The organism is Streptomyces sp. NPDC017890, from assembly GCF_044328675.1.
In the GTDB taxonomy this organism is placed as follows: Bacteria; Actinomycetota; Actinomycetes; order Streptomycetales; family Streptomycetaceae; genus Streptomyces.
Window position 1 is genome coordinate 1 of the sequence record NZ_JBIRHU010000034.1, and the last position, 20744, is coordinate 20744.

Below are 20744 nucleotides of genomic sequence, written 5' to 3' on the forward strand. Positions count from 1 at the left end.
GGCCCGGGACCGGGCCGGGGGCCGCCGCGCGTATCCGTAGCGCCCCCCAGCCACAACATCGGCCGCCCCCGGGGGGCGTCTGGGCACCCCCGGGGGGGGCGGGGCCCGGGGGGCGCCCCCGGCCCTCCCGTATGTCAGTGACGTGTGGTGACGCGACGGCGCTCAGAACAACCGCAGCTTGTCGTCCTCGATGCCCCGCATGGCGTTGTAGTCCAGTACCTGGCAGCCGATGCCGCGGTCCGTGGCGAGCACGCGGGCCTGCGGCTTGATCTCCTGAGCCGCGAAGACGCCGCGTACGGGGGCGAGATGGGGGTCCCGGTTCAGCAGCTCCAGATAGCGGGTGAGCTGCTCCACGCCGTCGATCTCGCCGCGCCGCTTGATCTCGACCGCGACGGTCCGGCCCTCGGCGTCCCGGCACAGGATGTCGACGGGGCCGATGGCGGTCATGTACTCACGGCGGATGAGGGTGTAGCCCTCGCCCAGCGTCTCGATACGGTCGGCGAGCAGCTCCTGGAGGTGCGCTTCCACGCCGTCCTTGATCAGGCCGGGATCGACGCCCAGTTCGTGCGAGGAGTCGTGGAGGATCTCCTCCATCGTGATGATGAGCTTCTCGCCCGCCTTGTTGACGACGGTCCAGACGCCCTCCTCCTCGCCCGTGCCCTCCTTCAGGGTGCAGGGCGGCGACATCCAGTTGAGGGGCTTGTAGGCCCGGTCGTCGGCGTGGATCGAGACGCTGCCGTCCGCCTTGACCAGGATCAGCCGGGGGGCCGAGGGCAGGTGGGCGGTGAGCCGCCCGGCGTAGTCGACGGAGCAGCGGGCAATGACGAGACGCATGGTCGGCAACGCTACTCGACGCGCCCGGCCCGACGCGATTCGCCCGTACCCGGGTGACCCCGCCCGCTGTCCCACTTCTCCCATTGGCCCCACCTTGCACACTGGCCGATTGTGGGCCTACCGGTTGGTGTCCATATAGCCATTCTCCTGGTGCGGTCACGATCGGTTGCTTACGGTATTGAACGGGAGGTCGCGAGGTGTGTACACAGCGTGTTCAATATCGCGTCTCCCTCAACTGTCCGGCAACCCTCGCCAGTCGGGGGTGCGAGAGGAGAACCCATGTCGCTCGACGTCTCACCGGCCCTACTCGAACAGGCCGAGCGAGGCGAGGTCGACGAAGCAGCCTTCGTCGACTGCGTCCGGACTTCCCTGCCTTACGCATGGGAGATGGTCAGCTCCCTGGTGGCACAGCTGAAGGTCGACGGCGGTGCGTTCGCCGACAACCAGACGCCCCCGCCGGACGAGCAGGCGCGCGGCCAGCTGCTGCGTGCGCTGGCGAGTGACGCCATACGCGGTGCACTGCAGCGGCACTTCGGGGTGCGGCTGGCCTTCCAGAACTGCCACCGGGTGGCGGTGTTCCCGTTGGACTCCTCCGTCGACGAGAAGCTGACCCGATTCACCTCGGTACGCAGCCAGGTACTGAACCAGTCGCCCGAGTTCCGCGACTGCTGACGCGACGGTCGTCCGCTTGCCGTTCCGTACGTGGGAGGTGCAGTTCGTACCGGAGCGGCAAGCTGCCCGACAGGGGGGCGGCCTCTCGCGGGCCGCGCCCGGGTGCCCGTCACCGGCTCGCTCAGTGGAGCTGGGGGAGTACCTCGGCCCCGAGCCGCCGTACGTTCTCCTCGGTCGCCGCGAGGTCTCCGGACCCCTCGACGAGCAGGGCGAAACGGTGGATGCCGGTCCGCTCGCCGGTAGCCGCGAGCCGGTCCGCGCACAGCCGGGGCGGGCCCACCGGGTGCAGTCCGCAGAGCAGTTCGGTGTACGCGTACGGGTCGCGCATCTGCCGGGTGCGGCCGTCCACCGTGATGTGGGCGCCCAGCCCCTGCCGCAGCCAGCCCGGCATCGCCTTGAGCAGGGTCTCGGCCGCGTCCGTGCGGCGGTCCGCGATCTGGCAGACGCCGGCCGACACGTGGGCCGCGCGGTGGATCTCCGCCGCCGGCCGCCCGGCCGCGCGGGCGTGCTTGCGCCACAGGGCGACCATCTCGGCCTTCTCCTCGTCCCCGATGTGCATGCCGAGCAGCATGGGCAGCCCCCGCTCGGCCGCCGTGCGTACGCTCGCCGGGGACGTGCAGGCGACGACGACCTCGGGGCCCGGGCCTTCCGTCAGGGACTCCGACGGGCGGGGGACGACGGGCACCTCGCGGAACCGGAAGCGTTCGCCCGAGGTGCCGACGGACGGTTCGCGCAGCCAGCGGAGCAGCAGATCGAGTGACTCCGGAAAGCCTTTCTCGTACGCCTCCAGGCCCGCGTCGAACACCTCCAGGTCCACCCACGGGCCGCCCCGGCCCACGCCCAGCGAGAACCGGCCACCGCTCGTGACGTGCAGCAGCGCGGCCTGCTCGCCGAGCGCCACGGGGTGGGTGGTGGGCAGCACGCTGACGGCGGTGCCGACCCGGATGCGACGGGTGCGGCCCAGCAGCAGCGCGGCCAGCGTGACGGCCGACGGGCACGTGCCGTACGGCACGAAGTGGTGTTCGGCCAGCCAGACCGTGTCGAGCCCCGCCTCCTCGGCGACCTCGGCCGAGCGGACCGCGCGGTACAGCGCTTCCCCCTGGCCTTGGCCCGGGAACTGGGCGCCCAACACGAAACTTCCTACGCGCATCGTTCTTCCTGCTTCCTCGGCTCCGACAGGGAGCTCCCCCACAGGGCATAACCGTCTGACACGTGCCGAGGACACGGCAGGGCGAAGGGATATGCGGATTGTCTACAGAATCGGTCGTTGTGCAGCCCGTTGTGCAAGCCGTTGTCCGAGCCGTTGTGACGGCTGTCCTACCGCCCCGGTGTACCGGCTGCCGCGGTGGCGCGACGGCCGCGCACAGGCTCCGCAACGGGGGCGCTGCGGCGGTCGGCGGCATACGCGTACCCCTGTCCGTGCCGCGTAGGCTGGACGCCGCCCCTACTTCCTGTACAGCTCCGTGAGGTGTCCTGTGTCCCCGCGTCGCAACCGACCCAAGGAAGCCGGTTCTTCCGGCCGGAGCGCCGAGGACGACGGCTCCGTCCGCTACGGCGGCTGGCAGTCGTCGGAGAGCTGGCAGGGCGAGGAGTGGAGCGTACGGCACGTGGCGGGCTCGAGCGCGCAGGGGAAGTCGTACCGCTGCCCGGGCTGCGACCAGCTGATCCCGGACGGTTTCCCGCACGTGGTGGCCTGGCCGGCGCACTCGGGCGTCGACGACCGCCGGCACTGGCACAAGTCCTGCTGGAACGCGAAGGACCGCCGCACCACGCGGGTGCAGCGGTCCCGTAACGCGCCGAGGTTCTGAGCCCTCCCGCGCGTCGCTCTCCGGTACGTCGGTCTCCTACACGTCCCGCTTCTCCAGCAGCGCGAACGCGCCGGCGAACGCGGCGGCCGTCACGCCGAGCATGATCCACAGCGGGTCCCAGCCGGACGGGCCGGAGTCGCTGAGCGAGTTGGCGTAGAAGATGCTCATCTGGTTGGGGATCGAGTACTCGAACAGCGCCTGCTGCACGTCCTTGAGCGACTCCGTGAACATGAACAACGCGATCACGAGCGGGGCGAGCAGCGTCCCGATCATGATCGTGATGGCGCCCGCGGAATGCCGGATGATCGAGCCGATGGCGAGCGACAGCAGTCCGAGCAGCGCGGTGTAGAGCGAGACGCCGACCGTGGCCTTCAGCCACTCGCCGCCACTGGGATCGTCGGCTCCGTTGCCCTCCAGGAGTGCCATGTGCGCGAGGGCGACGAGCGCCGTGCACACCAGCGTCACGACGAACGCCACGAGGAAGAACACGATCGCCTTCGCCCCGAGGACCCGGCCGCGGCTCGGGCAGGCGGTCATCGTGGTCCGCACCATGCCGGTGCCGTACTCCGACGCGGTGGTCATCACGCCGAGGGTGATGACGCAGATGCTGCCGAGGAGCAGTCCGAAGAAGCCCAGCTCCAGCGAGTTCGAGCCGGAGAGGTCGGACTCGGTGCTCGCCACCACCAGGCCGGTCAGCAGCCCGATACCGAGGACCAGCAGGACGAACACGCCCAGCGTCCACATCGTCGAGCGCACCGACTTGATCTTCGTCCACTCGGAGGCGAGCGCGTGGCCGAGGTGCGTGCGCACCACCGGGATCGGCGACGTGTAGCTGGGGTACGGCGAACCGGGCCCCGCCTGCCGGTCGGGTGCGGCCTGCTGCATCGGGGGCTGGGGCGTGCTCATCGGGCGTCCTCGGGCTTGGTCGGGTCGGTGACGGGCGCGGTGACGGGCGCGGGGGCGGGAGTGGGGGAGGGGGCGGGAGTGGGGGAGGGGGCGGGAGCGGGTGAGGGGGCGGCGGCGGGCGGCGTGGGGAGCGGAGCGGGCGCGTGCGGGGCCTGCGGGGCCTGCTGTGCCGCGTACGGGTTGACGGGCTGCCCGCCCGGCACCGCGCCGGGCGCGGCCGGGGCGCCGTACGGTCCCGCCGGGGCCTGGCCCTGCGGCGCGGCGAAGGGCTGACCGCCCTGCTGGGGCGGCGGCGGGGCGTACCAGCCGGGCTGGCCCTGCCCGGGCACCGGCATCGGCGGCTGCGTGCCGGGCGGCAGCGGCTGCTGGAGCCCGGCCTTCTGGTCGATGGTCGACCGGTAGTCGACGGCGCCCTGCGTCATCCGCATGTACGCCTCCTCCAGCGAGGCCTGGTGCGGCGACAGCTCCCACAGCCGTACGTCACTGTCGTGGGCGATGTCGCTGATCCGGGGGAGCGCCAGCCCGGTCACCCGCAGCGCGCCGTCCTGCTCGGGCATCACGTGCCCGCCGGCCTCGGCCAGCGCGGACGTCAGCTTCTCGCGCAGCTGCGGCTCGCTGTCCGGCGTCCGCACGCGCGCGAAGTCGGCGGAGTTGGCCGAGATGAAGTCCTTCACGCTCATGTCGGAGAGCAGCTGGCCGCGCCCGATGACGATCAGGTGGTCGGCGGTCAGCGCCATCTCGCTCATCAGGTGCGAGGAGACGAAGACGGTACGGCCCTCCGCCGCGAGCGCCTTCATCAGGTTGCGCACCCAGTGGATGCCCTCGGGGTCGAGGCCGTTGACCGGCTCGTCGAACAGCAGCACCTGGGGGTCGCCGAGCAGCGCCGCGGCGATGCCGAGCCGCTGGCCCATGCCGAGGGAGAAGCCCTTGGAACGCCGCCGGGCCACGTCCTGGAGGCCCACCACACCGAGCACCTCGTCCACGCGCCGGGCCGGGATGCCCGACAGCTGGGCCAGGCTCAGCAGGTGGTTGCGGGCGGAGCGGCCGCCGTGCACCGCCTTGGCGTCGAGCAGCGCTCCGACCTGGCGGGCGGCGTTGGGCAGCTTGCGGTAAGGGTGGCCGCCGATCGTCACATGGCCGGCGGTCGGATTGTCCAGGCCGAGGATCATGCGCATCGTCGTCGACTTGCCCGAGCCGTTGGGCCCGAGGAAGCCGGTGACGGCGCCCGGCCGCACCTGGAAGGAGAGGTTGTACACAGCGGTCTTGTCGCCGTAGCGCTTGGTCAGGCCGACAGCCTCGATCATGCTCCGCACCCATCGGAAGGTTCAGGGACAGCAGGGCACACGCCCCCGTAAGGGTTAGGAGGATATCGAGGCGCTGACGGTTCCGTTCAAGCCCGGGCAAAATCCGGGCGCGGACGGAACCCTTCCAGCGTCTGCCCGGTCCTCACGCGTCCCGCCTCTTCAGCACAAGGTACCCGCCGACGAGCGCCGCGATCACCCACAGCGCCATGATCCCGAGGCCGCCCCACGGGCCGTACGGGACGTCGTCGTCGATCGGTGCGACCACCTGCATGATCTTGCTGCCGGCCTGGTCGGGCAGGAACCGGCCGACCTTCTCCGTCGCCGGGACGTTGCCCAGGATGTTGGAGATCAGGAAGAAGAACGGCATCAGGATGCCCAGTGACAGCATCGGCGAGCGCAGCATCGCGGCGACGCCCATCGAGAACATCGCGATGAGGGTCATGTACAGACCGCCGCCGATGACCGCGCGCAGCACGCCCGGATCGCCGATCGACGCCCTGAGGTCGCCGAGCATCGCCTGCCCGAGGAAGAAGGTGGCGAAGCTGGTGACCATGCTCACGACGAGGGCGAGCGCCGTGGCCACCGTGATCTTGCTGAGCAGGAAGCCGCCGCGTCGCGGCACGGCGGCCAGCGAGGTGCGGATCATGCCGGTGCTGTACTCGTTCCCCACGACCAGCACGCCGAAGACGATCATCGCCAGCTGGCCGAGGCTGGTTCCGGCGAAGCTGATGAAGGTCGGGTCGAAGGAGAGCCGGTCCCGCTCGCTCATGTTGCCGAACTCGCTCTTCGACAGCGCCGAGATCAGCATGCCGAGGGCGATGGTGACGACCAGGGCGAGGCCCAGCGTCCACACGGTGGACGCGACCGACCGGATCTTGGTCCATTCGGACCGGACCACCTGTGTCGCCGCCATGCTCATCCCTTCCTCCAGTCGCTGCCCCACTGCCGTTGCTGCTGCTGCCGTTGCTGCGGCGGCGGTGGCACTGCGCCGGTCGGCTGCCCGTCGTGCGCGTGGTACTCCACCGACTCCGCCGTCAGCTGCATGAACGCCTCCTCCAGCGAGGCCCGCTGCGGACTCAGCTCGTGCAGCACGATGTGGTGCCGCGCCGCCAGTTCCCCGATCGCCTCCGACTTGTCGCCGTCGACCTCCAGGGCCTCGGAGCCGGCCTCGACGACCGTGACGCCCTCGCCGTGCAGTACGTCGAGCAGCCGCTCGCGCTGCGGGGTCCGGATCCGGACGTAACCGCGCGAGTTCTCCGCGATGAACTCGGCCATCGATGTGTCCGCCAGCAGCCTGCCCTGGCCGATGACCACCAGATGGTCCGCCGTCAGCGCCATCTCGCTCATCAGGTGCGAGGAGACGAAGACCGTGCGGCCCTGGGCGGCCAGTGTCTTCATCAGATTGCGGATCCAGTGGATGCCCTCGGGATCGAGGCCGTTGACCGGCTCGTCGAACATCAGGATCCGCGGGTCGCCGAGCAGCGCGCCGGCGATGCCGAGCCGCTGGCCCATGCCGAGGGAGAAACCCTTGGTCTTCTTGCGGGCCACCGCCGTGAGCCCGACCGTGTCCAGGACCTCACGCACCCGGTTCGCCGGAATGCCGTTGCTCTGCGCGAGGCAGAGCAGGTGGTTGTAGGCGCTGCGCCCGCCGTGCCAGGCCTTGGCCTCCAGAAGGGCGCCGATGTACGTCAGGGGGTCCTTGAGCTGGTCGTAGTGCTTGCCGTCGATCCGGACGTCCCCGGCGGTGGGCCGGTCCAGGCCCAGCACCATCCGCATGGTGGTCGACTTGCCCGCGCCGTTGGGCCCGAGGAAGCCCGTGATGATGCCGGGTCTGACGGTGAAGGAGAGGTTGTTGACCGCCACCTTCTCGCCGTACCGCTTGGTCAGCCCCTCGAGCTCGATCATGGCGCCCACGCTAGAACGGGACGAAGCCCCCTGCCACCGCAGCGGCAAGAGGCCTCGCCCTCGTTCCGTACGCGTTCGTCCGGCGTACGTCCGGCGTCAGCGGGACTGCTGGGCCGGCACCCCGCGGGAGACCGGCTCGTCCTCGGCGGGCGTACCGGCGGCGGCCACCGCGGCGCCCGTGAGGGTCGCCAGCATCTCGCGCACGTTGGTCAGCTGCGCGTTGATGGAGTCGCGGCGGTTGGTGAGCGCGGCGAGCTCGCGCTCCGATTCCGAACGGATCCGGTCCGCCTTGGCGTTGGCGTCGGCCACGATGTCCTCGGCCTGACGCTGCGCCGTCTCGACGGTCTGGCGGGCACGGCGCTCGGCGTCCGTGCGCAGCTTCTCCGCCTCCAGGCGCAGCTGCTCCGCCCGGTGCTCGATCTCCGCGAGGCGCTTCTCGGCCTTGGCCTGACGGGAGGCCAGGTCGCGCTCGGACTGCTCACGGCGCTTGGCGAGGTTCGTCTCGAAGTCGGCGGCGGCCTGGGCGGCCTTGGCGCGGGTCTCCTCGAAGAGGGCGTCCGCCTCCTCGCGCTTGGACTGCGCGTCCTTCTGCGCCTCGGAGCGCAGCTGCGAGGCGTCGCTCTTGGCCTTCTCGACGATCCGGACGCCCTCGTCCTCGGCCTTGGCCTTGCGCTCCGCGGAGTACGACTCCGCGTCGTTGCGCACCTGCTGGGCCGCCGACTCGGCGAGCTCGCGGTGCTGCTCGGCCGCGCGCCGGGCCTCCTCACGCAGGTCCTTCGCCTCTTCCTCGGCGAGACGCAGGATCTTCTCGACCCGGGCGCCGAGACCGGCGTACGACGGCTCGGCGTCGTTGACCTGGGCCTGGGCGTTCTGAGTCTCGAGGTGGAGCTCCTCGATGCGCTTTTCCAGAGCGGTGATGCGGGCGAGAGCGCTGTCACGGTCGGAGACGAGCTTGGAGATCCGTTCGTCCACCTGAGCGCGGTCGTACCCACGCCGCACAAGCTCGAAGCCGTAGGGGGAAGTGTCGCTCATGGGGTTCCTGTCGAAAGAGACCGAGTGAGGTGATAGAGGGAATCCTAGGCGCCGATGCGGTGTGTCATCGAGTGGATGCACGTTTGGAACGGAGAATGACACCTCTTTTGGGTGGCTGACCCCCGGATGACTTGCCAAAGTTCTGGTCAAGGGTTTGACCGGAAAACCAGCCAAAGATCTCCAGGAGACACCCGATCGGCCCCGGGCGCTAGCCGTCTGACGACTTGCCACCCGAACGTGGGGCACCCACCGTGGCCCCGGCCTTGACCCCGTTCTCCTTGCCGCCGCCCGTCGGCGCCTCGAAGGACTCCAGCGCCTCCAGCACGTCCTGCACCCGGGAGATCTCGGTGTTGATGTCCTCGCGGCGCCGCACCAGGACCTCCAGCTCGCGCTTGCCCTCCTCGACCGTGCGCCGGGCCTCCTCGACCGCCTCCGCCTTGATCCCCTCGGCCTCCCGGACCAGGGACCCCTTCTTCTGCTCGGCCTCCTTGAGCAGTGCCTCCGCCTTCTTGACGGCGGCGATGCGCACCTTGCCGGCCTCGGAATTGGCCTCCGACACCAGCTCCTTCGCCTTCGCCTCCGCCTTGGCGAGCTGCTCCTCGGCGGCCTTGACGAGCGCGTCGCAGCGGTCGCCGGCCGACTTCATCGTCTCGGCGGCCTCGCGGCGGGCCCGCTCGTGCAGCTCCTCGATCTCGGAGGTGAGCCGCTCCCGCAGCTCCTCCGCGCGCTCTCTGATGGCGGTCGCGTCCCGGCGGGCGCCGACCAGCAGCTCGTCCGCGTCCGTACGGGCCTTCTCCACCCGCTTGTTGCCCTCGACCGTCGCCTCCGCGACGATCCGGTCCGCCTCCGCGCGGGCCGCGCCGACCATGGTGTCGGCCTGCGACTCGGCGTCCGCGGTGGCCTTCTGGGCCTGCTGCTGCGCCTCGGTGAGCAGCTTGTCGGCCTCGGCCGTGGTCTCCGTGATGAGCGTGTCGACCTGCTCGGCCGCCTCCGAGCGCCGCTTGTTGGCGTCCTTGCGGGCCTCGTCGAGGGTGCGCTCGGCCTCCTCGCGGGCGGCCGTGGTCACCCGCTCGGCCTCCGCGGCCGCCTCGGCCCGGACGCGCTGCGCCTCGGTGCGGACGCGCTCGGCGTGCTGCTGGGCGGAACCGACCGTCTCGGCGGCCTCGGCGCGCAGCCGCTCCGCCTCCCCGGTGGCGTCCGAGACCAGCTGCTCGGCCCGGGCACCCGCCTCGGCCCGGACCCGGTCGGCCTCGGCGACCGTCTCGGTCCGCAGCCGCTCCGCCTCGCCGGCCGCCTCCGTGCGGACCCGCTCGGCCTCGTTCGCCGCCTCCGTGCGGACCCGCTCGGCCTCGTTCGTCGCCTCGGTGCGGACGCGCTCCGCCTCCGTGACCGTCTCCGTGCGGATCCGGTCGGTCTCGGCCGCCGTCTCCGTGGTGAGCCGCTCCGCCTCGGAACGCGCCTCGGTGATCAGGGTGTCCGCCTGCGTCGCCGCGTCGGACCGGATGCGGTTGGCGTCCTCGCGGGCGTCCGCCCGGGTCCGCGCCGCGGACTGCTCGGCCTCGGCGATGGTGTCGGAGGCCTCGGTGCGCACCCGCTGGGCGTGCTCGGAGACGTCCGAACGGATCCGGTCGGCCTCCGCGATGGCCTCGGACATCGTCCGCTCGGCCAGCGCCTTGGCGGCCTCCGTCTCCTCCTGCGCCTCGCGCCGCAGCCGCCCGGCGTCCTCGCTCGCACGTTCCCGCTCGGCGTAGGCGTCGGCGCGGACCCGGTCCGCCTCCTCCTCGGACTCGCGCCGGACGCGCTCCGCCGCGTGCTCGGCGGCGCTGCGCAGCCCGGTGATCTCCTCCTGCGCCTGCTCGTGCAGCCCGGCGACCGACTCCCGTACCTGCGTCGCGTGCTGTTCGGCCGCCGACACCATCTCGGTGGCGCGCCGGTCGGCCTCCTCGACCAGCCGGACCGCCTCGGCCTGCGCCTCCTCCACGCGCTTGCGTGCCGAGGCCAGCAGCTCCTCGCTCTGCTCGCGGGCCCGCTCGCGCTCCTGGTCCGCCTCCTGCCGGGCGTCACCCAGCAGCTCCTCGGCCTCGCGGCGGCGCCGGGCAGCCTCCTCCTGGGCGGCGGACAGCGTCTCGGACGCCTCGGCGGCGATGCGCTCGGCGGCGGTCTGCGCCTCCGCCCGCACCCGGTCGGCGCTCTCCTGCGCCTCCGACTTCAGCCGCTCGGCCTCGCTCGCCGCCTCGGTCCGCAGCCGTACGGCGACGGCCTCGCCCTCCGCGCGGGAGGCGGAGGCGTCCGCGGCGGCCTCGGTGCGCAGCCGCTCGGCCTCCGTCTCGGCCTGCTGCTGGAGCGTACGGATCCGCTCCGCGGCCTCCGTGCGCAGCCGCTCGCTCTCCTCGGCGGCCTCGCGGCGGATCCGCTCGCCCTCCTCACGGGCCTCGGTCAGCGCCTGCTCGGCGGCGGTGCGGCGCTCCTCGGCCTCGGACTGCAGCCGCTTCAGCTCGCCGGCGGCCTCCGCCTGCCGGGCCTCGACGGCGCGCTCGGTCTCCTCGCGCAGCTCGCGGGCGGCCCGCTCGGCGTCCGCCTGCAGCTCCTCGGCACGCTCGACGGCCTCCGCGCGGTGCCGCTCGGCCTCGGCACGGGTGCGCTCCAGCGTCTCCTCGGCCTGCCGGCGCAGGGTCGTCGCCCGCTCGATGGCCTCGGTGCGGACCTTCTCGCTGTCCGTCGTCGCGGTCTGCCGAAGCTCGTCGGCGTCCGCCTTGGCCTTGGCGAGCAGCTCCTCGGCGGTCTTCGCGGCCTCCTCGATCTGCGCCACGGCCTCCTTGCGGGCCTCCGCGCGGATCTTCTCGCCCTCTTCGACCGCGTCGGCCCGCAGCTGCTCGGCCTCGCCGCGCAGCCGGCGTGCCTCCTCCTGCAGCTCGACCGTCTTGGCGCGGTACTCCTTGGTGTCGTCCTTCGCCGCGCCCTTGAGCTGAGTGGCGATGTCGTGTGCCTCGGCGCGCAGCCGGTCCGCCTCGGCCTCGGCCTCGGTGCGGATCCGCTCGGCCTCCTCGGTGGCGGCCTTCGTGGTGCGCTTGGCGTCCTCGGACGCCTTGTTCAGCACGTCCTCGGCGGTCTTGGCCGCCTTGGACAGCTGGGTGGCCGACTCCTCGGCGGTGAGGGTGCGGGCCCTCTCGGCCGCCTCGGTGACGATCTTCTCGGCCTCGGCGCGGGCGTCCGCGACCAGCTGCTCGGCCTCGGACTTCGTCGACTCGGCGTCCTTCGTGGCCTCGCTGACCAGCCGGGCGACCTGCTCCTTGGCGGTGCGGGTGCGCTGCTCGTTGGTCTGCTCGGCGCTCGCGAGTGCCTTGGCCGCGGCCTCCTTGGCCTCGGCGACCACCTTCTCGGCCTCGGTCTGTGCCTTGCGCAGCGCCTCCTCGGCGTCGGTCATGCGCTGCTCGGCGGCCCGGCTCAGCTCCTGCACCTGGCGGCGGGTGGACTCCGACTCGGAGGCCGTGGAGCTGCGCAGCTGCTCGGCGTGGTCGGTGGCCTCCTGTGCCTGCGTGGAGGCCGCGTCCAGCAGCCGCTCGGCGTCGGCGCGGGCCCGGCGCAGGATCTGCTCCGCCTCGGCGCGGGCGCTCTCGGCGTCGTTGCGCAGCCGCTGCCGGGCCTCGGAGGTGAGCCGGTCCGCCTCCGCGCGGGCCGCGGCCAGGGCCTGCTCGGCCTCGGCACGGGACTCGTCGAGCAGCCGGCGGGCCTGCTGCTCGGTGCGGGCGCGCAGTTGTTCCGCCCAGGCCACGTTCTCGTTGACGTGCGACTCGACGGTCTGCCGGCGCTCGGCCAGCTCCTGGTCCAGCTGCTGGCGCCGGGTCACCGCCTCCTGGTGCAGCTCGGCCTGGAGCCGGGCGGCCTGCTCGGCGTGCTCCTGGAGGATGCGCTGGGTCTGCGCCCGGGCCTGGCTCAGCTCCCGCTCGGCGTCCGAGCGCAGCTGGTCGGCCTGCGTCTGCGCGTTGCGCAGCAACTGTTCGGCCTGGTACCCGATGTCGCCGCCGTCGAAGGCGGGCCGGGACATGATGGTGCGCCGCGCCTCGTGCAACTTGGCGCGCAGCACCTCGACCTGGTAGCCGAGGTCCTCGGCGTGCTGGATCGCCTTTTCCCGCTCGGTCTTCAGCCGCTTCATCTCGGCCTCGAACCGAGAGAGGTGGTCGACGTCAGCCGCCGGCTCTCGCTCCTGGCTCTCGTAGCCCCGCACTGCGCGGTCCCATCCGTCCCCTGGTCGCAATCTTCCCGTACGAGCTCCGTCCGTCCACCGGACGGGGCCCCCGGGGAATGGTGTCAGATCAACGGCGGGGCACGTGCTTCTGCCCCGGCGCCCGCCCCCCGAAACACGACCCCGGCGGTCCCGCCACCACTGACGGCAGGACCGGGTCACCCTGGACTGAGCGGCGACCGCACCCAACCCTACCGGCCCCTATGTACGAGGGTCAGTGCTCAGGTGTCTCAACGGCCGCCGAAGTGACCAGTTCTGTCAGTACGCCATGGCAGTCCTTGGGGTGCAGGAAGGTGATCCGCGACCCCATGGAACCGCGCCGGGGCTCCTCGTACAGAACGCGTACGCCCTTGCCCCGGATGTCCGCGGCGTCCGCGTCGACGTCCGCCGTGCCGAACGCGATGTGGTGGACGCCCTCGCCGTTCTTGGCGAGCCATTTGCCGACCGCGGAGTCCTCGCGAACGGGCTCCAGGAGCTGGAGGTACGAGGCACCGCCGTCCGACGTATCGTTGATCTTGAGCATGGCCTCACGCACGCCCTGTTCCTCGTTGACCTCGGTGTGGAACACCTCGAAGCCATAGGTGGCACGGTAGAACTCGACGGTCGCGTCGAGGTCACGGCAGGCGATTCCGATGTGGTCGATTCGCGTCAGCATGAATTGATTGCAGCGCTCCGGAGGTGGTTACGCAACGTGCGCGCGATCACACCGACAGCCCGGTGACGGGCGGCATACCGCTCAGTACATTCGAGTAAACCCTCGTTCACTCCTCGGCCTGTGCGGGCCGGAAAAGGGGATCGCAGCTCATGTCTTCCGCAACTTCTGGAACGAACGGCACGACCTCCGTCATCGTCGCGGGTGCCCGCACCCCGATGGGGCGGCTGCTCGGCTCGCTGAAGTCCTTCTCCGGGGCCGACCTCGGCGGCTTCGCGATCAAGGCCGCCCTCGACCGTGCGGGGATCGGCGGCGACCAGGTCCAGTACGTGATCATGGGCCAGGTGCTCCAGGCCGGCGCGGGCCAGATCCCCGCCCGCCAGGCGGCCGTCAAGGCCGGCATCCCCATGAACGTCCCGGCGCTCACGATCAACAAGGTGTGCCTCTCCGGCCTTGATGCCATCGCGCTCGCCGACCAGCTCATTCGCGCCGGCGAATTCGACGTGGTCGTCGCCGGCGGCCAGGAGTCCATGACCAACGCCCCGCACCTGCTGCCGAAGTCCCGCGAGGGCTACAAGTACGGCGCGGTCCAGATGATCGACGCCATGGCGCACGACGGTCTGACCGACTCCTTCGAGGGCATCGCCATGGGCGAGTCCACCGAGAAGCACAACACCCGCCTCGGCATCGCCCGCGACGCCCAGGACGAGATCGCCGCCCTGTCCCACCAGCGCGCCGCCGCCGCCCAGAAGAACGGCGTCTACGAGGCCGAGATCACCCCGGTGGAGGTCCCGCAGCGCAAGGGCGACCCGGTGCTGTTCAGCAAGGACGAGGGCATCCGCGGCGACACCACCACCGAGTCGCTCGGCAGGCTGCGTCCGGCCTTCTCGAAGGACGGCACGATCACCGCGGGCTCCTCCTCGCAGATCTCCGACGGCGCGGCGGCCGTGGTCGTCATGAGCAAGGCCAAGGCGCAGGAGCTCGGCCTGGAGTGGATCGCGGAGATCGGCGCACACGGCAACGTCGCGGGGCCGGACAACTCTTTGCAGTCGCAGCCGTCCAACGCCATCCGGCACGCCCTGAAGAAGGAGGGCCTGGAGGTCGGCGACCTCGACCTGATCGAGATCAACGAGGCGTTCGCGGCCGTCGCCGTGCAGTCAATGAAGGACCTCGGCGTATCCACCGAAAAGGTGAACGTCAATGGCGGTGCCATCGCCCTGGGCCACCCCATCGGCATGTCCGGCGCCCGGCTCGTGCTGCACCTGGCGCTGGAGCTGAAGCGGCGCGGCGGCGGGGTCGGCGCGGCGGCGCTGTGCGGCGGTGGCGGCCAGGGTGACGCGCTGATCGTGCGGGTACCCAAGGCCTGACGTCGCGTCACCGGGTTACGACTCTCACCGACCGGGTTACGACTTCCCACTGAACGGAGCTGTGATGCAGGACGTCTCCTCGCTGGTTGCCCAGGCCAGGGAAGGCAGGCCGCGGGCCGTGGCCCGGCTGATCTCCCTGGTGGAGGGGGCGTCCCCGCAGCTCAGGGAGGTCATGAAGACGCTCGCGCCGTTGACCGGCGGGGCGTACGTGGTCGGGCTGACGGGCTCGCCGGGCGTCGGCAAGTCCACCTCCACCTCGGCGCTGGTGACGGCGTACCGGGGGCAGGGCAAGCGGGTCGGCGTCCTCGCCGTCGATCCGTCCTCCCCCTTCTCCGGCGGCGCCCTGCTCGGCGACCGCGTCCGGATGTCGGAGCACGCGTCCGACCCGGGCGTCTACATCCGCTCCATGGCGACCCGCGGCCACCTCGGCGGCCTCGCCTGGGCGGCCCCGCAGGCGATCCGCGTCCTCGACGCGGCCGGCTGCGACGTGATCCTCGTCGAGACGGTCGGCGTCGGCCAGTCGGAGGTGGAGATCGCCTCCCAGGCCGACACCTCCGTCGTCCTCCTCGCCCCGGGCATGGGGGACGGCATCCAGGCGGCCAAGGCCGGAATCCTGGAGATCGGAGACGTCTACGTCGTCAACAAGGCCGACCGCGACGGCGCGGACGCGACCGCCCGCGAGCTGAACCACATGCTGGGCCTCGGCGAGGCCCGCGGCCCCGGCGACTGGCGCCCGCCCATCGTCAAGACGGTCGCCGCGCGCGGCGAGGGCGTCGACGAGGTCGTCGAGGCCCTGGAGAAACACCGCGCGTGGATGGAGGAACGGGACGTCCTGACCGAACGCCGCCGGGCCCGCGCCGCCCGCGAGGTCGAGACCATCGCCGTCACCGCCCTGCGCGAACGCATCGGCGACCTGCACGGCGACCGCCGCCTCGGCGCACTGGCGGAACGCATCGTCGCGGGCGACCTCGACCCGTACCGCGCGGCCGACGAACTGGTGGCCGGGCTGACGAGCGGCTGACACCGAGGCCGGAAAAACCGGTGCGGCCGCAGCGCCGCGCCGGTATGTTGACCCGCATGTTCCTCCTCTTGGCCTAGGGCCCGCCCCGCACGCGACCGCCGCACCCGGCCGTCGCGTGCTTCGGCGTCCCCTCGTTGCCTTCCTCTGAGGAACCTTCCGTGTCCACGCATGCTCCGCGGCCCTCGTACGCCGCCGTCCTCCGTGTCCCCCACGCCCGCCGTACCTTCGCCGCCGCCCTCGTCGGCCGGCTGTCGTACGGCACGGTCGCCCTCGCCCTGATGCTCTCCCTGACCCGGTCCACCGGGTCGTACGCCGTGGCCGGCACGGTCATGGCGATCTTCGGCGCCACCGGCGTCTTCCTGTCCCCCTACCGCGCGGCCCTCGTCGACCGGCACGGTCCGCGCCGGGCCCTGCTCCCCATGGCCCTGCTGTACGCCGCCCTGCTCTGCGCGCTGGCGGCGGTCTGCGCCCGGCCGGGCACGCCCGCGGCCGTCCTCGCGGTGACCGCCGCGTTCGCGGGCGCCTGTACGCCCCCGCTCGGGCCCACGATGCGCGCGGTGTGGGCCGAACTGCTGCCCGACCGGGCCATGCTGCAGCGCGCCTACAGCCTGGACGGCGTCGCCGAGGAGCTGCTCTTCGTCTCCGGCCCGCTCCTGGTCGGCGTGGTGATCGGGGTCGCCCCGCCGACCGTCGGCGTCGTGCTCAGCGCGCTGCTGGTGACGGTGGGCACCCTCGCCTTCGTCACGTCACCGGCGGCGGGCGTGCTGCGTCCGGCGGAGCGTGCGAAGGACGGCTCCGCGCCGGCCGGCCGAGGGGGAGCGGGGCAGGGACGTGCCCTGCTGCAGCCCGTCGCCGTCGCCGCGGGCGTCGGCATCTCGGTGAGCGCCGTCGACCTCCTCGTGGTCGCCTTCGCGGGCCAGCGCGGTCTCGGCGGCTCCACCGTCGCCTGGGTGCTCGCGGCGCTGTCGGCGGGCAGTGCGGTCGGCGGGCTCCTGAACGGCGCCATCGCCTGGAGCTCGGCCGCCCGTGCCCGGCTCCCGTTCCTCGCGGCCGGCCTCGGGGTCTGCATGGTCGCCGCGGGCCTCGCGTCCGGCGTCGGCACGCTCGCCGTGGCCGTCGCCTGCGCGGGCCTGTTCGTGGCACCGGCGCTGACGACGGCGTACCTGATCGCCGAGGAGAGCGCGGCGCCGGGCTTCCGGATCCGGGCGGGAGCCTGGTGCAACACGGCCGTGAACGCCGGGGGTTCCGCCGGCGCCGCGGCGGTGGGCCTGCTGGTGGAACGGCTGCCGCTGCCGGTGTGCTTCGCGGTGTCCGGCGCGGTCGCCGTGGCGGCGGCGCTGGTGCCGGGGTGCCGCCGCGGCCGGCCCGTCGAGCGGCCGGGACTGCTCAGTCGTCGTCCGAGCCGGAGTGGTCCGACTCGTCCGACTCATCCGACTCGTCCGAGTCCTCGGGGTGCGAGTGGTGTGAGCGATCGGCCGTGACCTTGCCGGTCTTCGGGTCGACGCGCCAGTCCTGCTCGGCCTCGCCCGAGGCGCGGGTCTCGACCTCCCAGGCCGCCTCGCCGTCGCCGTAGTAGCCGTCGTCGTCCAGCTCCACGGAGGTCACGGTCCCGTGGCCGGCCGCGGCCTTCGCGGCCTCGGCGGCGTCCACGGACGTGCCTTTCAGCGCGGTACGCACCTCGTCGGTGTCGTCCTCGTCGCCGGTCTCCGAGCCGAGGACCTTGCCGTCGGCAGGGTCGATGCGGACGCTGTGCCAGGTGCCGTCACCGGAGAGGACGTCGACCTCCCAGGCCGCGCGGTCGTCGCCGTCGTCGCCGTCCTCGTCGTCCAGTTCGGCGGAGACGGCGGTGCCGGGCGCCTCCTTCAGGGCGGAGGCGATGGCGTCGGCCGCCGTCACCCTCACCGAAGGCACGCGGGAGGCGTCGTCGTCACGGTCGCGGGAGTCGTCCCGGTCCTCGTCATCGGCGTCGTCGTCCCGGGTGCCGTCGTCCGCCCGGTCGTCCGCGCCGTCGTCCGAGGCGTCGCGCACGTCCGCCTGACGCGTCGTCGTACCCGGGTCGTCGTCCCCCGTGGTCGCCAGAGCCGTCGCCGTACCGCCCCCGATCAGTGCGGCGGCGGTGACGGCGGCGATCACGATGTTGCGCTTCATGCGGTTCCTCCCGAGTCGTGCACAGTTGTTTCGAGCCGATGTGATTTCGACGTCTTCACTGTCGCGGACCGACGCTGAGGCCGAGCTGAAGCCGCCTGAAGGGATCTTCAGCTTGGTTTTGGGACCCTCTACCCATGCGCCTGTTGATCGTGGAGGACGAGAAGCGCCTCGCCGTGTCGCTCGCCAAGGGGCTCACCGCCGAGGGCTACGCCGTGGACGTCGTCCACGACGGCAGGGAGGGCCTGCACCGGGCCGGCGAGGGCGCGTACGACCTCGTCATCCTCGACATCATGCTGCCCGGACTCAACGGCTACCGGGTCTGCGCGGCCCTGCGCGCCGCCGGGCACGACGTTCCGATCCTGATGCTCACCGCCAAGGACGGCGAGTACGACGAGGCGGAGGGCCTGGACACGGGAGCGGACGACTACCTCACCAAACCCTTCTCGTACGTGGTCCTCGTCGCCCGCGTGAAGGCCCTGCTGCGGCGGCGGGCGCAGGGCGCCGGGGCGTCGCCCGTGCACGTCCACGGCGACCTGAAGGTCGACACCGCCGCCCGCCGGGTCTTCCTGGGCGAGCGCGAGGCCACCCTCACCGCGAAGGAGTTCGCCGTCCTGGAGCAGCTCGTGGTGCGGGCCGGACAGGTCGTCTCCAAGGCGGAGATCCTGGAGCACGTCTGGGACTTCGCCTACGACGGCGACCCCAACATCGTCGAGGTGTACGTCAGCGCCCTGCGGCGCAAGCTGCGCGCCGGTCTCATCCGCACCGTGCGCGGCGCCGGCTACCGGCTGGAGGGCGAGCGGTGAGCCGGCTCCTCGGGTCGGTCCGGGCCCGGGCCACGCTCGGCGCCACCCTCGTGGTCGCCGTCGCCCTCGTCGCCGCCGGCACCGCGGTCCTGCTGTCCCTGCGCTCCAACCTGCTCGGCGAGGCGGGCACCCAGGCCGAGCGCTCCGCACGCGACGTCGCGACCGAACTGGCCGTCGGGACGCGCTACACCGAGCTCCACCTGGACGTGGACGACCGCCCCGTGCAGATCGTCGACGAGGAGGGCACGCTCGTCGCCGCCAGTGAGGACCTGGAGCGGATCACCGGTACCGGCGTCGACGCCGTCGAGCCGCAGCCGTCCCCCACCGACGCCGGCGACGGCGACGGCGACTCGGACGACGATGACGACTCCGGCGAGCCGCTCGAGGCCGGCGAGATCGGCGCGCGGACCACCGTCAGCGACGGCACGGCGACGATCGACGGGGACACGGAGGACTACCGCTTCGCCGCCGTACCCGTGGAGACCCGGGGCGGAGACCAGCTCACCGTCTGGGCCGGTGCCCCGCTGTCCGCCGAGCACGGCGCCGTGAACACCGCGCTGACCGTCATGCTGATCGGCTTCCCCCTGCTCCTCGCGGTCGTCGGATGGGTGACCTGGCTGGTCACCGGGCGCGCGCTGCGCCCCGTGGCCGGCATCCGCCGGGAGATGGCCGCGATCACCGCCAGCGAGGACCTGGCGCGCCGCGTCCCGGTGCCGGGCACCCACGACGAGGTGGCCAGGCTCGCCTCGACCACCAACGAGACGCTGGCCGCCCTGGAGTCCTCGGTGGAGCGGCAGCGGCGCTTCGTCGCCGACGCCTCGCACGAGCTGCGCAGCCCGATCGCCTCGCTGCGCACCCAGCTGGAGGTGGCCGCCGCCCACCCGGAGCTGCTCGACCTCGACGGTGCCGTGGCGGACACCGTACGGCTGCAGCGGCTCGCCGCCGACCTGTTGCTGCTGGCCAGACTGGACGCGGGGGAGCGGCCCGCCGACGCGCGCGTCGACCTCGCGGCGCTCGCGCGGGAGGAGGCCGGAGGCCGGCCGGGAGTGCGCGTGCGGTCCCGGGGTGACGGAGCGGGGGACGGAGCGGGCGAGGTGACGGTGTCCGGGTCGCGGGGGCAGCTGGGGCGGGTGCTGGCCAATCTGCTCGACAACGCGCAGCGGCACGCCCGCTCGGTGGTGGAGGTGTCCGTCCGGCGGGACGGCGGCGTGGCGGTGGTCGCGGTGGCCGACGACGGGGAGGGCGTGCCGGCCGCCGACCGGGAGCGGATCTTCGAGAGGTTCGTCCGGCTCGACGCCGCCCGCAGCCGCGACGACGGCGGTGCCGGGCTGGGGCTGGCCATCGCCCGTGACGTCGCCGTGCGGCACGGTGGCACGCTCACCGTCCACGAGACACCGGCAGGCGGCGCCCTGTTCGAGCTCCGCCTGCCGACTGCCGATACCTTCACGCCTTCGAGAATGTGACCGAGGACGTGATCGAGGACGTGGTCAGGGACGCCCCCGCTGCCCGCGCAGGTGCTCCGCGATCGGCTTGAGCGCCTTGTCGAGGTCGGTCATGGCCTCGGGGGCCAGCAGGTCGATGAAGTGCCTGCGGACGGACGCCACATGGTGCGGTGCGACCTTCCGCATCGTCTCCAGGCCGTGCTCGGTGAGGACGGCGTAGAGCCCGCGGCGGTCGGACTCGCAGTTCTCCCGCCGGACCAGGTTCGCGTTCTCCATGCGGGTGATCTGGTGGGAGAGGCGGCTCTTGGACTGCATCGTGGCGGTGGCCAGATCGCTCATCCGGAGTCTGTCGCCCTCCGACTCGGAGAGGTTCACCAGGATTTCGTAGTCGTTCATTGTCAGGCCGAACGGCTGCAGATCCTTCTCGAGCTGGTGCGTCAACAGCCTGTTGACCTCCAGGTGGGTGCGCCAGGCACACTGCTCCGTATCGGTCAGCCAGCGGGTGGCCGTCTCGGTCTCCATGAATGAAGTCTACCTAAAAAGTTGAAAGGCGAACTAGTGAAGGGGTGTCCGTGACGGTGACGGTGCGCACGCGTTCGATGTCACA

Annotated in this window: 18 protein-coding genes; 7 read left to right on the forward strand and 11 right to left on the reverse strand. The window is 72.2% G+C overall.

Annotated features, from left to right (window positions below; translation table 11 throughout):
• Positions 1–162: 162 nt before the first annotated feature.
• Positions 163–834: an endonuclease NucS gene (gene nucS, locus ACH4F2_RS32350; RefSeq protein ID WP_053137172.1), complete on the reverse strand. Its 672-nt coding sequence runs from the start codon at positions 832–834 to the stop codon at positions 163–165.
• Positions 835–1113: 279 nt separating this feature from the next.
• Between nucS and ACH4F2_RS32355 the strand changes: the two genes are divergently transcribed.
• Complete coding sequence (locus ACH4F2_RS32355; protein WP_055421911.1) at positions 1114–1506, forward strand: SCO5389 family protein; 393 nt, start codon at positions 1114–1116, stop codon at positions 1504–1506.
• Between the two features lie 121 nt (positions 1507–1627).
• Here ACH4F2_RS32355 and ACH4F2_RS32360 read toward each other — a convergent pair whose 3' ends face one another.
• On the reverse strand, positions 1628–2656 hold the full coding sequence (locus tag ACH4F2_RS32360) for an LLM class flavin-dependent oxidoreductase (protein WP_398136306.1): 1029 nt from the start codon (positions 2654–2656) through the stop codon (positions 1628–1630).
• Positions 2657–2981: 325 nt separating this feature from the next.
• On the opposite strand from ACH4F2_RS32360, the gene ACH4F2_RS32365 reads away from it, so the two are divergent.
• On the forward strand, positions 2982–3314 hold the full coding sequence (locus tag ACH4F2_RS32365) for an ATP/GTP-binding protein (protein WP_398136307.1): 333 nt from the start codon (positions 2982–2984) through the stop codon (positions 3312–3314).
• A gap of 36 nt (positions 3315–3350) precedes the next feature.
• Here ACH4F2_RS32365 and ACH4F2_RS32370 read toward each other — a convergent pair whose 3' ends face one another.
• From ACH4F2_RS32370 to mce, 7 genes are all read right to left on the reverse strand, one after another.
• Positions 3351–4220: an ABC transporter permease gene (locus ACH4F2_RS32370; RefSeq protein ID WP_398136308.1), complete on the reverse strand. Its 870-nt coding sequence runs from the start codon at positions 4218–4220 to the stop codon at positions 3351–3353.
• Positions 4217–5524 (reverse strand): ABC transporter ATP-binding protein, encoded by a 1308-nt coding sequence (locus tag ACH4F2_RS32375; protein WP_398136309.1) that lies wholly within the window; start codon positions 5522–5524, stop codon positions 4217–4219. The genes ACH4F2_RS32370 and ACH4F2_RS32375 overlap by 4 nt, the downstream gene beginning before the upstream one ends.
• A 142-nt stretch (positions 5525–5666) precedes the next feature.
• On the reverse strand, positions 5667–6443 hold the full coding sequence (locus tag ACH4F2_RS32380; protein WP_398136310.1) for an ABC transporter permease: 777 nt from the start codon (positions 6441–6443) through the stop codon (positions 5667–5669).
• Positions 6440–7429, reverse strand: coding sequence for an ABC transporter ATP-binding protein (locus ACH4F2_RS32385; protein WP_398136311.1), 990 nt, complete (start codon positions 7427–7429; stop codon positions 6440–6442). Before ACH4F2_RS32385 ends, ACH4F2_RS32380 begins: the two co-directional genes overlap by 4 nt.
• A 96-nt stretch (positions 7430–7525) precedes the next feature.
• Positions 7526–8461 (reverse strand): cellulose-binding protein, encoded by a 936-nt coding sequence (locus ACH4F2_RS32390; protein WP_398136312.1) that lies wholly within the window; start codon positions 8459–8461, stop codon positions 7526–7528.
• A gap of 208 nt (positions 8462–8669) precedes the next feature.
• Positions 8670–12686: a polarized growth protein Scy gene (gene scy, locus ACH4F2_RS32395; protein WP_398136313.1), complete on the reverse strand. Its 4017-nt coding sequence runs from the start codon at positions 12684–12686 to the stop codon at positions 8670–8672.
• 232 nt (positions 12687–12918) lie between these two features.
• Positions 12919–13359 carry a methylmalonyl-CoA epimerase gene (gene mce / locus ACH4F2_RS32400; protein ID WP_398136314.1) on the reverse strand — a complete coding sequence of 147 codons (441 nt, stop codon included), beginning with the start codon at positions 13357–13359 and terminating at the stop codon, positions 12919–12921.
• A gap of 149 nt (positions 13360–13508) precedes the next feature.
• Here mce and ACH4F2_RS32405 point away from each other — a divergent pair, with 149 nt between their 5' ends.
• The 3 genes from ACH4F2_RS32405 to ACH4F2_RS32415 all read left to right on the forward strand — a co-directional run bounded on the left by ACH4F2_RS32405 (position 13509) and on the right by ACH4F2_RS32415 (position 17225).
• Positions 13509–14723 (forward strand): acetyl-CoA C-acetyltransferase, encoded by a 1215-nt coding sequence (locus ACH4F2_RS32405; RefSeq protein ID WP_398136315.1) that lies wholly within the window; start codon positions 13509–13511, stop codon positions 14721–14723.
• Positions 14724–14787: 64 nt separating this feature from the next.
• Positions 14788–15744: a methylmalonyl Co-A mutase-associated GTPase MeaB gene (meaB, locus tag ACH4F2_RS32410; RefSeq protein ID WP_398136316.1), complete on the forward strand. Its 957-nt coding sequence runs from the start codon at positions 14788–14790 to the stop codon at positions 15742–15744.
• 158 nt (positions 15745–15902) lie between these two features.
• Positions 15903–17225, forward strand: a complete 1323-nt coding sequence (locus ACH4F2_RS32415) for an MFS transporter (protein ID WP_398136317.1) — start codon at positions 15903–15905, stop codon at positions 17223–17225.
• Here the strand turns inward: ACH4F2_RS32415 and ACH4F2_RS32420 are convergent.
• The gene (locus tag ACH4F2_RS32420) at positions 17131–17892 is read right to left on the reverse strand and encodes a PepSY domain-containing protein (RefSeq protein ID WP_398136318.1); all 762 of its coding nucleotides are present in this window, start codon (positions 17890–17892) and stop codon (positions 17131–17133) included. The genes ACH4F2_RS32415 and ACH4F2_RS32420 overlap by 95 nt on opposite strands.
• Positions 17893–18026: 134 nt before the next feature.
• Here ACH4F2_RS32420 and ACH4F2_RS32425 point away from each other — a divergent pair, with 134 nt between their 5' ends.
• Positions 18027–18695, forward strand: coding sequence for a response regulator transcription factor (locus tag ACH4F2_RS32425; protein WP_398136319.1), 669 nt, complete (start codon positions 18027–18029; stop codon positions 18693–18695).
• Positions 18692–20158, forward strand: a complete 1467-nt coding sequence (locus tag ACH4F2_RS32430) for an ATP-binding protein (protein ID WP_398136320.1) — start codon at positions 18692–18694, stop codon at positions 20156–20158. The genes ACH4F2_RS32425 and ACH4F2_RS32430 overlap by 4 nt, the downstream gene beginning before the upstream one ends.
• A gap of 24 nt (positions 20159–20182) precedes the next feature.
• Here the strand turns inward: ACH4F2_RS32430 and ACH4F2_RS32435 are convergent, their stop codons facing one another.
• Positions 20183–20659, reverse strand: coding sequence for a MarR family winged helix-turn-helix transcriptional regulator (locus ACH4F2_RS32435; RefSeq protein WP_398136321.1), 477 nt, complete (start codon positions 20657–20659; stop codon positions 20183–20185).
• Positions 20660–20744 lie beyond the last annotated feature (85 nt).

Coding starts and splice junctions, on each gene's coding strand:
- ACH4F2_RS32435 (WP_398136321.1), bottom strand. CDS start 20,659: ATGGAGACCGAGACGGCCACCCGCTGGCTGACCGATACGGAGCAGTGT.
- meaB (WP_398136316.1), top strand. CDS start 14,788: ATGCAGGACGTCTCCTCGCTGGTTGCCCAGGCCAGGGAAGGCAGGCCG.
- ACH4F2_RS32355 (WP_055421911.1), top strand. CDS start 1,114: ATGTCGCTCGACGTCTCACCGGCCCTACTCGAACAGGCCGAGCGAGGC.
- ACH4F2_RS32380 (WP_398136310.1), bottom strand. CDS start 6,443: ATGAGCATGGCGGCGACACAGGTGGTCCGGTCCGAATGGACCAAGATC.
- ACH4F2_RS32390 (WP_398136312.1), bottom strand. CDS start 8,461: ATGAGCGACACTTCCCCCTACGGCTTCGAGCTTGTGCGGCGTGGGTAC.
- ACH4F2_RS32360 (WP_398136306.1), bottom strand. CDS start 2,656: ATGCGCGTAGGAAGTTTCGTGTTGGGCGCCCAGTTCCCGGGCCAAGGC.
- ACH4F2_RS32420 (WP_398136318.1), bottom strand. CDS start 17,892: ATGAAGCGCAACATCGTGATCGCCGCCGTCACCGCCGCCGCACTGATC.
- nucS (WP_053137172.1), bottom strand. CDS start 834: ATGCGTCTCGTCATTGCCCGCTGCTCCGTCGACTACGCCGGGCGGCTC.
- ACH4F2_RS32385 (WP_398136311.1), bottom strand. CDS start 7,429: ATGATCGAGCTCGAGGGGCTGACCAAGCGGTACGGCGAGAAGGTGGCG.
- ACH4F2_RS32425 (WP_398136319.1), top strand. CDS start 18,027: ATGCGCCTGTTGATCGTGGAGGACGAGAAGCGCCTCGCCGTGTCGCTC.
- mce (WP_398136314.1), bottom strand. CDS start 13,359: ATGCTGACGCGAATCGACCACATCGGAATCGCCTGCCGTGACCTCGAC.
- ACH4F2_RS32370 (WP_398136308.1), bottom strand. CDS start 4,220: ATGAGCACGCCCCAGCCCCCGATGCAGCAGGCCGCACCCGACCGGCAG.
- ACH4F2_RS32405 (WP_398136315.1), top strand. CDS start 13,509: ATGTCTTCCGCAACTTCTGGAACGAACGGCACGACCTCCGTCATCGTC.
- ACH4F2_RS32375 (WP_398136309.1), bottom strand. CDS start 5,524: ATGATCGAGGCTGTCGGCCTGACCAAGCGCTACGGCGACAAGACCGCT.